Consider the following 12,738-nt stretch of genomic DNA (forward strand, 5'->3'; position numbering starts at 1 on the left):
TGGCTACCTGTGTTGTGTGGCAGGGGGTCAGTGCAGATACTCCGGCGGGTTCTCGAACATCAGGCTCTCGAGCCAGGTGTAGGCGGCCTCCTGGCCGGGCTGGTTGAAGAGCACCATGAGGGTGATCCATTTGAGTTCATCCAGGCCGATTTCTTCCGTGTCCAGGTCCATGACCCGGTTGATCACCACCTCGCGGGTGGAGGGGCTCAAGACGCCGTTCTGCTCCAGAAACAGCAGGAAGCCACGGCTGGTGGCGTCCATGCGGTTCATTTCGGGCTCGGTATAGAGGCGCAGCGCCGAGTCGGTGTGCAGGGTCCTGAGCGAGGAGTCCTGACTGGCCAGGTTTTCCAGCCAGTCAAACGCCTTGTTGATCTCGGCGACCGGGAAGCCGGCGTCCAGCAGCAGGTTGTGCAGCTGCTCGCGATCCGGCTCCAGCTCCGTATCGTCGTCTATATAATTTTCAAACAGATACATCAGTACGTCGAGCACGTTCTCTTTCATCTTCGCTATTCCGGCTACAGGCGGACGTAACGACCACCGGACAGGGAGGCCACCTGGCCGCGCAACTCCATGAGCAGCAGCATGGAGGAAACCATGGCCACGGTCAATCCAGTGCGTCCCACGAGCTGATCCACCGAAACCGGGTCGTGCCCCATGGCTTCCAGCAGCCTGGCATGGTCCGGTTCCGTCTCCCCGGACGCATCGTCATGGGGGCCTTTACCCACGGAGGCAGACCTGGCGCTGGGCAGGGATGCGGCGGGGACCAGCGCCTGGGCTCCCAGTTCTTCCAGGATGTCATCGGCCGTTTCCACCAGTTTGGCGCCCTCGCGGATGAGACGATGGCAGCCCCGGGCCATGGGGTTGTGGATGGAGCCGGGGATCGCGAAGACCTCGCGGCCCTGTTCCACGGCGCGGCGCGCGGTGATCAAGGACCCGCTGCGGGCCGCAGCCTCCACCACCAGGGTGCCGATGCTCAGGCCCGACAGGATGCGGTTGCGACGGGGGAAGTGCTCCCGCTTGACCTGCGTGCCCACGGGGAACTCCGTGACCATGGCCCCCTCGGCCACCAGGCGCTGGGCCAGCGACCGGTGGGCGCCGGGGTAGATGCGGTCCGGCCCCGTGCCGGTGACGGCCACTGTCAGACCTCCTGCCGACAGGGCCCCGGCATGGGCGGCGCCATCCACCCCCTGGGCCAGGCCGCTGGCAATCACCAGGCCCTGGCGCGCCAGGTGGGCACTGAAGGCTTTGGCGGTCTCGCGACCGCCCGGGGTCGGGTGACGGCTGCCCACTACCGCCAGCATGGGCCAATGCAGCACCTGGGGGTCCCCCACCACATACAGTACAGGCGGGGGGCTGGCGATGTCCCGCAGGCGGGGCGGGTAACCGGGATCCTCAAGGAGCAGAATGTGGTGCCGATCGCTCGCCGCCCAGTCCAGGTCGGCGGTCACGCCCGGTGGCGGGGCATCCTGTTCCAGGACGGCGATGGCCTCATCACGCAGCTCCAGTTCCCGCCAGGCCCCGCGTGGGGCTCGCAGGAAGGCCTCGGGAGTGCCGTACTGTTCCAGGATGCGCCGGAACAGGGCGGGCCCGACGCCGGGGGTATGCCACAGGTGAAGCCAGGAGGAGAGGACGGCCGTGTCCATGGTCTGTACAGGTCTCAAGCTTGAAGGGGGAAGAGAAGGGGCATCCCGGATCGGGGCGAAACCGGAGGTCTCGCCCCGAGGGATCGTCAGTGATCAGGGATGCTTGACGGCATAGCCGCGCTCGATGGGATGTGTGGACTCCATCACCAGGGCATAGCTCACCTTTTCGAAGGTGCGAAAGACCATCATCAGGCCCACCCGCTCGTCCGGCAGGGTCACGGTCTCGTTGCCGCGCCCGGCAAAGCGGTCGCGCACCTGGCGACCCGACTGATAGGTGGCAAACACATGCCCGCGTTCAATGCCCTCGCGTTCGCCCAGGTTGATCACGGCCACCTGGAAGCGGGCGATCTGGCTGATGGCATCGAACAGGGAGATGATCTGCCCTTCGGCATCAGGGTCGGGCGTGCTGGGGGTGAACAGGAAGGCCTGGTCGCTGTCGTCCTGGGGTAGCAGCCGGTCGCCGGTCAGGGCCTCCCGGTCGCTGCGGGTCAGCACCACCGTGGCCGGATCGCCTTCACGCACCAGTTCGGCGTCGCCCACGGGGATGGCCTCGAAACCGAGCATCTCACCGGTCACCGGGTCGCGCAGTTCTCCGCCGGCGCGGTAGACATTGTAGCGGGTGCCCAGGGGATCTTCGGCCAGACGTCGGGCATAGACGCGGTCATGGGCACCAAACACCATGCGTTCGTCCTGAGAGGCCAGCAGATAGGCGGAATCTTCCATCTGCTGCTCTGTCACAATACGAGGACGCACCAGGAATTGTTGCAGCGCCTGAATGGGCACATCCAGGCTGGGTGGAAGGGGTTCGGCACGCACCCGGGGCGAGAGTCTCACCGTGGGCCGCACGCGAGGGCCGCCATCCACCGTGAGGTGCGGACGCCCATCCACGTAGTAAAGTGTGATGATATCGCCGGGGTAGATCAGGTGGGGATTGGGGATCTGCGGATTGGCCACCCACAACTCCGGCCAGTACCAGGGATCGCGCAGGAAGTGGTTGGAGATGTCCCAGAGCGTGTCGCCCGGCTGTACCACGTAGCGTTCGGGGGCGGTAGGCTGAATGCGGATTTCCGGTTCCGGTTCGGGCTCCGGTGGTGCCTGCACCCGGGGCGGTTCGGGCTCCGGTTCCGGTGAAGGTTCGGGCGCGGTGGCGCAACCCGAGGCCAGGAACGCTAGAATAAGCGTCACGACGGACATCGCGTGTCCGACACGCAGCGGATATGGAGCGAACATCGTTCCCCCTCGTCGCCGGGGCGCCAATGGCCCGGATGCGGTTTTCCCGCCGATCCACGGCGGGTTGCGGCCGTCCCGGCTCCCCTGAGCGCAAGCTCGGACGGCATGTTCTGATGAAATCACAACTTTAGCAGAAATGGTTTTGACGCTGCACAAATACACCCATTGAGCGGATAGGCGGTCATGGCACTACTAGAAATCCTGCGTTTTCCCGATCCCCGGCTGCGTCGTCAGGCCGACCCGGTCAAAGTTGTGGATGGTGAGATCCGCAAGCTCGTGGACGACATGTTCGAGACCATGTACGCGTCCGAGGGCATTGGCCTGGCGGCCGTTCAGGTGAACGTCCTGCGCCGCGTGATCGTGATGGACGTGGCCGAGGAGGGCTCCGAGGAGCGCTCGGGCCAGGGCCTGCGCCCTCTGTGCTTCATCAACCCGGAGATCGTTGATCGCTGGGGAGAGGCAGATTGCGAGGAGGGGTGCCTGTCCGTGCCGGGCTACTACGAACCGGTGACTCGTGCCGAGCGCATCCGTGTGAGGGCCCTGGACCGCAATGGCAAGCGCTTCGAGATGGAAGCAAGTGGCCTGCTGGGGGTGTGCATCCAGCACGAGATCGACCATCTGGACGGTAAGCTCTTCGTCGACCATCTGTCCAAGCTCAAGCGCGATCGCATCCGCAAGAAACTGGAAAAGACCAACCGCCACGGCACCCCCAATCGGGCCACGCGGCAGCGCGAGGCGGTTTGATGCGGATTGTCTATGCCGGCACGCCGGATTTTGCCGTGCCCGCCCTGCAGGCCCTGATCGACTCCCCCCACACGGTGGTGGCGGTCTACACCCAGCCGGACCGCCCCGCCGGGCGGGGGCGCAAGCTCAAGCCCGGCCCCGTCAAGCAACTGGCCCAGGCCCATGGAATCCCCGTGGAACAGCCCGAGCGCCTGCGTGACGAGGCCGATCAGCAAACCCTGCGGGCCCATGCCCCGGACCTGATGGTGGTGGCAGCCTATGGGTTGATTCTGCCCCAGGCCGTGCTGGACATCCCCCGCCTGGGCTGCGTGAACCTGCATGCCTCGTTGCTGCCCCGCTGGCGTGGAGCCGCCCCCATACAGCGTGCCCTGCTGGCCGGAGATGACGAGACCGGTATCACCCTGATGCAGATGGCCGCGGGGCTGGACACCGGCGACATGCTGCTCAAATCCCGTTGCCCCATCACCGAACAGGACACAGCGGCCACGCTGCATGACACGCTGGCGGCCCAGGGCGCGCAATTGCTGCTCCAGGGCCTGGAAGGCCTGGAGGCCGGATCGCTGCGGGGAGACCCCCAGGACGAGGCCCGGGTCACCTATGCCGAGAAGCTCAGCAAGGCCGAGGCCCGACTGGACTGGACACGGCGAGCCGTCTGTCTGGATCGTCGCGTGCGCGCCTTCAACCCCTGGCCTGTGGCCCAGACCCTTCACGAAGGGCAGCCCTTGCGCCTGTGGATGTCGGAACTGCCTGCGGGACAGGCCACGGCGGCGCCGGGCACGGTGGTTGCCGAAGGCCCCCAGGGCATCGACGTGGCCACCGGCGAGGGTTTGCTGCGCATCACCCGCCTGCAATTGCCGGGCGGCAAGCCGCTGTCGGCCCGGGAATTCCTGAATGGACGCTCCCTGCTGGGCCGCGTGCTGGGACAATAGGACAACACATGTCACCCCGTGAAGCGGCCCTCAAGGTTCTGTTGCGCGTCCTCAAGGACGGTGCCTCCCTCTCCGATGCCCTGCCACATCATCTGCAGCAGGTGCCACCCCGGGATCGGGGCCTGACCCAGGCCCTGTGCTACGGCACCCTGCGCTGGCACCGCCGCCTGCAGGCCATGCTCGATGGCTGGATGGACAAACCCCTGCGGGGCAGGGATCAGGACGTGGCCTGTGCCCTGCTGATGGGACTGTTCGAGATGCAGTACATGAACACTCCCGACTATGCCGTCATCCAGCAGACCGCCGACCTGGGCCGCAGCCTGCGCAAGCGCTGGGCCGTGGGCCTGATCAACGGTGTACTGCGCCGGGCCCAGCGCGAGGGTGAGGCCCGGGGGCAGCAGGTGGATGCCTCGCCCGCCGTGCGTCATGCCCTGCCGGATTGGCTGTTCGCCCGTTTGCAGCGGGCCTATGGGGATGATACCGACCGCCTCTGTCAGGCCATGAACGCCCATCCCCCCATGACCCTTCGGGTGAATCTGCACCGGGGATCGCGCCAGGATTATCAGGCCCGGCTGGAAAGGCAGGGTGTCCAGGCACAGCCTCATGAACACGTGCCCTCGGCCCTCACCCTGTCCGAACCGGTGGCCGTGGAGGCCCTGCCTGGTTTTCAGGACGGCGAGGTATCGGTTCAGGACGCCGCCGCGCAACTGGCGGCACCCTTGCTGGACTGCCGCCCGGGGCAGCGGGTGCTGGATGCCTGTGCGGCCCCGGGGGGCAAGACCCTGCACCTTCTGGAACACGCCGGTGGCGACCTGGATGTCACGGCGCTGGATGCCCATGCCGGGCGCCTGGATCGGGTCAGGGAGAACCTGGAGCGGGGCCGGTATCAGGCCCGCCTGGTGAGCGGCGACGGGGCCGAGCCGGACCACTGGCACCAGGGGGCGCCATACGATCGCATCCTCCTGGATGTCCCCTGTTCCGCCACCGGGGTGATCCGTCGACACCCGGACATCAAGCTGCTGCGCCGGGACGCGGACATCCCCGCCCTGGCTGCCGAGCAGGCCCGATTGCTGCGTGCGCTCTGGCCCCTGCTGGCACCTGGGGGTATGCTTTTGTATGTCACCTGTTCCTTGTTGCCGGATGAAAACGCCTTGACCGTGGCCCAATTTCTCCAGGACGAACCCTCGGCCAGCGAATCCCCCCTGCAGGCGCCCTGGGGCCGCGCTCAGGTTGCGGGTCGCCAGATCCTCTCCGGTGATCAGGGAATGGACGGTTTCTATTACGCCCGGCTGATCAAACATTGACCCTCCTGGCGTCACAGGCCCGAATACACGGCTTGCGGGCGCTGCTGCTGTCGTGCCTGCTGTCCGTGCTGGTGGCCCTGCCGATCAACGCCCTGTCCGGTGACGCGCCCCTGAAGGTCCGATCCGCCCACACCGAACTGGCCAACGGCCTGTATCTGCTCAACGCCACCATCGATTACCGCCTCACCCCCAATCTGGAGGAGGCGCTGCACAATGGGGTGAAGCTCACCTTCGAGGTGCAGGTGGAGATCAGCCGCGGGCGGGACTGGATCTGGGACGCCACCGTGGCCGAGCTCTCTCAGCGTTATCGCCTGGAATATCATGCCCTGAGCCGCCTGTACGTGCTCACCCATCTGAATACGGGCGTGAAGCGCACCTTCTACCGTCTGGAGTCGGCCTTGTTCACCCTGGGGGAACTGGATGAGCTGCCGCTGCTGGATGCCTCGCTGCTCCAGGATGGGCAGGAATATGAGGCCCGGGTGCGCGCCCGGCTCCGGGTGGATGCCTTGCCCCTGCCATTGCGTGTGCGCGGTTACGTGATGCGTGACTGGAGCCCGGCGAGCGACTGGTACACATGGTCACTGCGCTGAGACGATTATCATTGGGCCTGGTGCCCATGGGCATCATCTTCGTGGTGCTGCTGTTGTCGCTGCTGGTGATGGGCGATGCGGCCCAGAACTCCGAACGCTTCGAGCGTCTCTACATCTGGTTGCTGCTGTTCAACTCGCTGGCCCTGGTTTTCATGGCCGCCCTGATCGGCACCAAGCTGTTTCTCGTGACCCGCCGGGTGCTGCGCAATGAGCCCGGGTCGCGGCTCACCCTCAAGCTGGTGACCCTTTTCGTGGGGCTGGCCCTGGTGCCGGTGATGGTGGTGTATTACTTCTCCATCACCTTTCTGGACGAGGGGATCGACAGCTGGTTCGACGTGCGCGTGGAAAAGGCCCTGGAGGATGCCCTTGAGCTGTCCCGCTCCTCCCTGGATCTGCGCGTGCGCCAGCACACCCAGGAGACCGAGTCCCTGGCCCGGGACCTGATGGACGTCTCCCAGGGCCTGGCGGCGTTGCGTCTGGGAGACATGCGCGATGACAGCCGGGCCATGGAACTCACCCTGTTCGGCGCCGACAATCGCATCATCGCCTACACCAGTGGCGCCACCCTGCAGCGCCTGCCCACACTGCCCGCCGGGGAGGTGCTGATGATCCTCTCCCAGGGACGCACCTATTCGGCCCTGGAGCCGGTGTATGACGATGGTCTGCACATCCGCGTGGTTGCGCCCGTGCCCAGCCGCACTCCTTCCGGGGACGGCCGCATCCTGCAGGCGGTGTATCCGGTGGCGCCACGCATGAGTGTGCTGGCCGACAGCGTCCAGGATGCCTTCTCCGAGTACAAGGAATTCGCTTATCTGCGGGGCCCCATCAAGCAGAGCTTCACCATCACCCTGTCCCTGGCCCTGCTGGTGTCGGTGATGGCCGCGGTCTGGGGGGCGCTGTACTCGGCCGGACGTCTGGTGGCGCCCATCCAGGAACTGGCCGAGGGCACCCGCGCCGTGGCGGCCGGTGAATATCACAAGAAGCTCCCCGTCACCCAGAACGACGAACTGGGTTTTCTGGTGCGCTCGTTCAATGCCATGACCGCCACCCTGGCCGCCACCCGCGACGAGGTGGAACGCAGCCGGCGCCTGGCCGAGAGTCAGCGCATGTACCTGGAAGCGGTGTTGCAGAATCTCTCCTCCGGGGTCATCACCCTGGATCGCCGCCTCACCCTGCGCACCGCCAATGCCGCCGCCTCGCAGATCCTGGAGGTGGATCTGGAGCGCCATCTGGGCCATGACCTGGGTGAGATTGCCCGCCACTCCGGGGTGGTGGAGCGATTTCAGGAAGAACTGGGGCCGCATTTCTCCTCGCGACGGCCTGAGTGGAGCGAGCAGCTCACCGCCTTCGGTTCCGGAGGTCGCAAGGTGCTCATGTGCCGGGGAGTCTGGCTGTCCCATAGCAGCGGGCTGCGCGGCGGCCCGGTGGTGGTGTTCGACGACATCACCACCCTGATCCAGGCCCAGCGGGATGCTGCCTGGGCAGAGGTGGCCCGGCGGCTGGCTCACGAGATCAAGAATCCGCTCACTCCCATCCAGCTCTCTGCCGAGCGACTGGAGCGCAAGCTGCACCCGCATCTCCAGGAGGCCGAGGCCAGCATGCTGCAGCGTTCCACCCAGACCATCATCAATCAGGTGGAGGCCATGAAGGCCATGGTCAACGCCTTCAGTGAGTATGCCCGGCCCCCGGCCCTGGCCATCAAGCCCCTGGATCTGAATCAACTGGTGCGCGAGGTGGCCGAGCTGTATCGTCACGGCGACATTGGCGTGCGTGTGGAGCTGAGCCTGGATGAGCGCCTGCCGCCACTGCGGGCAGATGCGGGCCGCTTGCGTCAGGTGCTGCACAATCTCATCAAGAACGGCCTGGAGGCCCTGGAAGGGATGGACGATGGCCGCCTGACGCTCCAGACCCGCCAGGAGGTGGACGGTCACCGCAACATGGTGGAAATCCTCGTGCTGGATAATGGCCGCGGCCTGTCGGAAGACATGATGACACGGCTGTTCGAACCCTATGTGACCAGCAAGCCCAAGGGCACCGGGCTTGGCCTGGCCATCGTCAGGAAACTGGTTGAAGAGCATAACGGCATGGTGCGGGCGGCCAATCGCCCCGGGGGTGGCGTGGTGGTCAGCATCAACCTGCCGCTCTCCGAAAACAGCCCTGCCGATACCCATGAGTCTCGGGAGGCAGTGTGAGCGAATCCTACATCCTGGTGGTGGATGACGAACCGGATATTCGGGGTCTGGTACAGGAAATCCTGGAAGACGAAGGCTATGGCGTGGCCGTGGCCGGTACCGTGGAGGAGGCCCGTGAGCAGCGCCGCAAGCGCCGCTTCGACCTCATTCTGCTGGACATCTGGATGCCCGATGGGGATGGGATTTCCCTGCTCAAGGAATGGATCGAGGCCGGGGGGCAACCCAGCCCGGTGATCATGATGTCGGGCCATGGCACCGTGGAGAGTGCCGTGGAGGCCACTCGCCTGGGGGCCTATGATTTCCTGGAAAAACCGCTCTCCCTGGCCAAGCTCACCCTCACCGTGGAGCGGGCCCTGGAAGCCGACCGTCTCACCCGGGAGAACATCGGCCTGCGCCGGCGTTCCCACAACACCGTCGAGCCGGAGGGGTCCAGCACCGCCATGCAGGCCCTGCGCGATCAGGTGAGCCGCATTGCCCAGCATGATACCTGGGTGTTGATCACCGGCGAGGCCGGGGTGGGCAAGCAGACCTTCGCCCGTTACCTGCACGCCTGCAGCGCCCGGGCTGCGCGGCCCTTCGTGGAGGTGCCGGTGGGGGCCATGAGCGCCGACGAGGCGGTGGTGGAGATCTTTGGTCAGGAGCAGGGACATCGTATCCGCTACGGTCTGCTGGAGCAGGCCAGCGGCGGCACCCTGTTCCTGGACGAGGTGGCACAGATGGACCTGCACACCCAGGGTCGCTTGCTCACCGCCCTGGAGGGACAGCGCATGACCCGTGTGGGGGGCAGCGATCCCATTGCCGTCAATGTGGGCGTGGTGGCCGCCACCCAGGAGGATCTGCGTGCCCGGGTGACCGCCGGGCAGTTCCGCGAGGATCTTTACTACCGCCTCAGCGTGGTGCCCCTGCACATCCCGCCGCTGCGCGAGCATGTGGACGATATACCGGAACTGCTGGAGCATTACGTTCAGGCCTTTCACCAGGAGGAGGGCCTGCCACGGCGCCATTTCAGCGGCGGTGCCCGGGCCCGCCTGGCTCGCCACCCCTGGCCGGGCAACATCCGTGAACTGCGCAACCTGGTGCAGCGCCTGCTGATCCTGGGCAATGCTGATGAGGTGGATGCGGCCGAGGTGGAGGCGGCGCTGACCGGGATTGCCCCCCAGCCCGTGGAACACCGGGAGAGCCCGGAGCCCAATACGCAACTGCCGCTGCGCGAGGCCCGCGAACAGTTCGAGCGGGACTACCTGCTGCGTCAGCTGGAGCAGGTGGATGGTCACATGACCCGGCTGGCAGAGCGGGTGGGGCTTGAACGCACGCATCTGTATCGTAAACTGCGCGCCCTTGGCATCGAGCCGAAGAAGTCCCGGGACTGAACCATGAAGATATTGATACTGGGCGCGGGCCAGGTGGGCAGCACGGTGGCCCACAACCTGGCCAACGAGGCCAACGACATCACCGTCGTGGACACCCGCCCGGACATCCTGCAGGCCCTTCAGGACCGCCTGGATCTGCGCACCATCGTTGGCTTTGCCTCCCATCCGGACGTGCTCATCAGCGCCGGCGCCAGGGATGCGGACATGATCATCGCGGTCACCAATTCCGATGAGACCAACATGGTGGCCTGCCAGGTGGCCTACACCCTGTTCCATACCCCCACGAAGATCGCCCGGGTGCGGGGCCTGGAGTATCTGCAGTACCGGGCCCTGTTCAGCCCGGAGTCGCTGCCCATTGATGTGCTCATCAGTCCCGAGGAGGTAGTGACCAATTATATTCAGCGCCTCATCGAGCATCCCGGTGCCCTGCAGGTGCTGGACTTTGCCGACGGGCGGGTCTCCCTGGTGGCGGTGCGCGCCTATCATGGGGGCCCCCTGGTGGGTAAGGAACTCAGGCATCTTGCCACCCACATGCCGGGTGTGCAGACCCGGGTGGCAGCCATCTTCCGGCGCGAGAAGCCCATTTTCCCCGAGGGCCACACGGTCATCGAGGTGGATGATGAGGTCTTCTTCATCGCCGCACGGCGTAATATCCGGGCCGTCACCAGTGAACTGCGGCGCCTGGACAAGCCCTATCGGCGTTTGATGATTGCCGGGGGTGGCAACATCGGCAAGCGCCTGGCCCAGAACCTGGGACCCCATTTTTCCGTCAAGCTCATCGAACGCAACCCGGCGCGGGCCAAGGAGCTGGCCGAAACCCTGGATCACGTGGTGGTGCTGATGGGGGATGCTGCCGACAAGGAACTGCTCATGGAGGAGAACATCGAGGGCACGGACGTCTACGTGGCAGTCACCGATGATGACGAGGCCAACATCCTCTCCGCCATGCTGGCCAAACGCCTGGGCGCGCGTACGGTCATGTCACTGATCAACCGCCCCAGTTATGTGGAACTGGTACAGAGCGGCGTGATCGACATCGCCATCTCCCCCCAGCAGGTGACCATCGGCGCCCTGCTCACCCACGTGCGCCGCGGCGATGTGGTGGCCGTGCACAGCCTGCGTCGCGGCGCCGCCGAGGCCATCGAAGCGGTGGCCCATGGGGACCGCAAGACCTCCAAGGTGGTCGGCCGCCGGGTGGAGGAGATCAAGCTGCCCAAGGGCTGCACCATCGGCGCCCTGGTGCGCGGCGATGAGGTGATCATTGCCCACCGCGACACCGTGGTGCAATCGGAGGACCACGTGATTCTGTTCCTCACCGACAAGCAGCGCGTCAACGAGGTGGAGCGCCTGTTTCAGGTCAGCGTGACATTCCTGTAGGCCTCTCCGGGTTTTGCCCGCTTCGGTTGACGTTATACTTGTTGCACATTCTGTAAAACGAACGGGCCAAACATGACCAATATCGAACGCTTCGAGGCCATGCTGGCCGACGGTCAGGATAATCAATTGCTGCGCTTTTCCCTGGGCAATGCCTATCTGGCCGACGGTCGCCCCGGAGAGGCGTCCATCCATCTGCGGGCCGCTGTGGGCCATGATCCGGCCTACTCTGCCGCCTGGAAATTGTTGGGGCGGGCCCTGGACGAGAGTGGGGCGCTGTTCGAGGCCCTGGATGCCTACAATGAAGGGATCACCGTGGCCGAGTCACGAGGGGATATTCAGGCGGCCAAGGAGATGCGGATTTTCCGCAAACGAGTGGAAAAACGGATCGCGGCGGAAGAGGGGAGCCATGACTGATACCGCGGTGCAGGCCCCGGAGGGCTACCGCACCTGCTTCGAATGGGCCATGCTGCACCCGCGCTACTGGGGCACCTGGCTGGGTATTGCCCTGCTTTGGGTGATCATGTGGCTGCCACGGCCCGTGGGCCGGGTCGCGGGGCGGGCAGTGGGCTGGCTGGCCTGGGTGACTGGCGGGCGTCGTCGGCATGTGGGTCGTGTGAACCTGCGGCTGTGCTTTCCCGAATGGTCGGAAGAACAACGCGAGAAGGTGTTGCGCCAGCATTTCCGCATTCTCGGGCAGTGTTTCGTGGATTATCCCTTGCTCTGGTTTGGCAGCCATCGGCGCCATCGGGCGCGCATCCATCTGGTGGATGAAGCCGGTGTGCTGGAGATGCAGCGCCAGGGTCAGCCGGCCATCGTCTGCGCCGCCCATGCCCCGGCCCTGGATTTTGGTGGCCTGAGGCTGAGCCTGGAATGCGGCGGTGTCTCCTTTGCCAAGCCCATGAAGAACCCCATCATCGAGTGGATCAACACCCGCAGCCGTTCCCAGTATGGTGCTGCCGTCTTTGCCCGGGATCAGGGCCTGCGTCCGGCCATTCGTCACACCCGGCAGGGGAAGGTGTTCTACTATCTGGCGGACGAGGACCTGGGGCCCGCACACACCGTGTTTGCCCCGTTTTTTGGCGAACCCAAGGCCACCATCCCCGCGCTGGGCCGCCTGGTGCGCCTCACCGGCGCGCCGGTGGTGCCCAGCATGGGCTTTTATCGGATCGATGCGGACCGTTACGAGATGGTGATGGCCAAACCCCTGACGGATTTTCCCACCGGCGACGACGTGCAGGATGCAGCCCGCATGAATGCCGCCCTGGAGGCCCTGATTCGTCGCGATCCGGCCCAGTATCTGTGGACGCTGCGGTTCTTCAAGACCCGCCCGCGAGGTGAGCCCAAGGTGTATTGAAACCG

The 12,738-nt window shown here is 65.5% G+C and carries 12 protein-coding genes; 9 read left to right on the plus strand and 3 right to left on the minus strand.

The genetic code is table 11. The annotated features are described in order from the left end of the window. Positions 1–27 precede the first annotated feature (27 nt). From LPW30_RS01705 to LPW30_RS01715, 3 genes are all read right to left on the minus strand, one after another. Positions 28–501 (minus strand): DUF494 family protein, encoded by a 474-nt coding sequence (locus LPW30_RS01705; RefSeq protein ID WP_025280339.1) that lies wholly within the window; start codon positions 499–501, stop codon positions 28–30. A gap of 14 nt (positions 502–515) precedes the next feature. Beyond that, positions 516–1,643, minus strand: a complete 1,128-nt coding sequence (gene dprA, locus LPW30_RS01710) for a DNA-processing protein DprA (RefSeq protein WP_239679908.1) — start codon at positions 1,641–1,643, stop codon at positions 516–518. 93 nt (positions 1,644–1,736) lie between these two features. Then, positions 1,737–2,873, minus strand: a complete 1,137-nt coding sequence (locus tag LPW30_RS01715) for a LysM peptidoglycan-binding domain-containing protein (RefSeq protein ID WP_025280341.1) — start codon at positions 2,871–2,873, stop codon at positions 1,737–1,739. A 183-nt stretch (positions 2,874–3,056) separates the two neighbouring features. Here LPW30_RS01715 and def point away from each other — a divergent pair, with 183 nt between their 5' ends. The 9 genes from def to LPW30_RS01760 all read left to right on the plus strand — a co-directional run bounded on the left by def (position 3,057) and on the right by LPW30_RS01760 (position 12,733). Continuing rightward, positions 3,057–3,617 (plus strand): peptide deformylase, encoded by a 561-nt coding sequence (def, locus tag LPW30_RS01720; RefSeq protein ID WP_025280342.1) that lies wholly within the window; start codon positions 3,057–3,059, stop codon positions 3,615–3,617. Beyond that, positions 3,617–4,546 (plus strand): methionyl-tRNA formyltransferase, encoded by a 930-nt coding sequence (gene fmt, locus LPW30_RS01725; protein WP_239679909.1) that lies wholly within the window; start codon positions 3,617–3,619, stop codon positions 4,544–4,546. The genes def and fmt overlap by 1 nt, the downstream gene beginning before the upstream one ends. A gap of 8 nt (positions 4,547–4,554) precedes the next feature. Further along, positions 4,555–5,850, plus strand: a complete 1,296-nt coding sequence (rsmB, locus tag LPW30_RS01730) for a 16S rRNA (cytosine(967)-C(5))-methyltransferase RsmB (protein ID WP_239679910.1) — start codon at positions 4,555–4,557, stop codon at positions 5,848–5,850. After that, positions 5,847–6,440, plus strand: coding sequence for a DUF4390 domain-containing protein (locus tag LPW30_RS01735; RefSeq protein ID WP_239679911.1), 594 nt, complete (start codon positions 5,847–5,849; stop codon positions 6,438–6,440). The genes rsmB and LPW30_RS01735 overlap by 4 nt, the downstream gene beginning before the upstream one ends. Then, positions 6,425–8,632 (plus strand): sensor histidine kinase, encoded by a 2,208-nt coding sequence (locus LPW30_RS01740; RefSeq protein ID WP_239679912.1) that lies wholly within the window; start codon positions 6,425–6,427, stop codon positions 8,630–8,632. The genes LPW30_RS01735 and LPW30_RS01740 overlap by 16 nt, the downstream gene beginning before the upstream one ends. Next, positions 8,629–10,002, plus strand: a complete 1,374-nt coding sequence (locus tag LPW30_RS01745; protein WP_025280347.1) for a sigma-54-dependent transcriptional regulator — start codon at positions 8,629–8,631, stop codon at positions 10,000–10,002. Before LPW30_RS01740 ends, LPW30_RS01745 begins: the two co-directional genes overlap by 4 nt. 3 nt (positions 10,003–10,005) lie before the next feature. Then, on the plus strand, positions 10,006–11,379 hold the full coding sequence (gene trkA, locus LPW30_RS01750; RefSeq protein WP_025280348.1) for a Trk system potassium transporter TrkA: 1,374 nt from the start codon (positions 10,006–10,008) through the stop codon (positions 11,377–11,379). Positions 11,380–11,451: 72 nt separating this feature from the next. Next, positions 11,452–11,793, plus strand: coding sequence for a tetratricopeptide repeat protein (locus LPW30_RS01755; protein WP_063464042.1), 342 nt, complete (start codon positions 11,452–11,454; stop codon positions 11,791–11,793). Continuing rightward, positions 11,786–12,733, plus strand: a complete 948-nt coding sequence (locus LPW30_RS01760) for an LpxL/LpxP family acyltransferase (RefSeq protein ID WP_025280350.1) — start codon at positions 11,786–11,788, stop codon at positions 12,731–12,733. The genes LPW30_RS01755 and LPW30_RS01760 overlap by 8 nt, the downstream gene beginning before the upstream one ends. Positions 12,734–12,738 lie beyond the last annotated feature (5 nt).

The sequence above is a fragment of the Ectothiorhodospira variabilis genome (assembly GCF_022227625.1).
Taxonomy (GTDB): Bacteria; Pseudomonadota; Gammaproteobacteria; order Ectothiorhodospirales; family Ectothiorhodospiraceae; genus Ectothiorhodospira; species Ectothiorhodospira haloalkaliphila.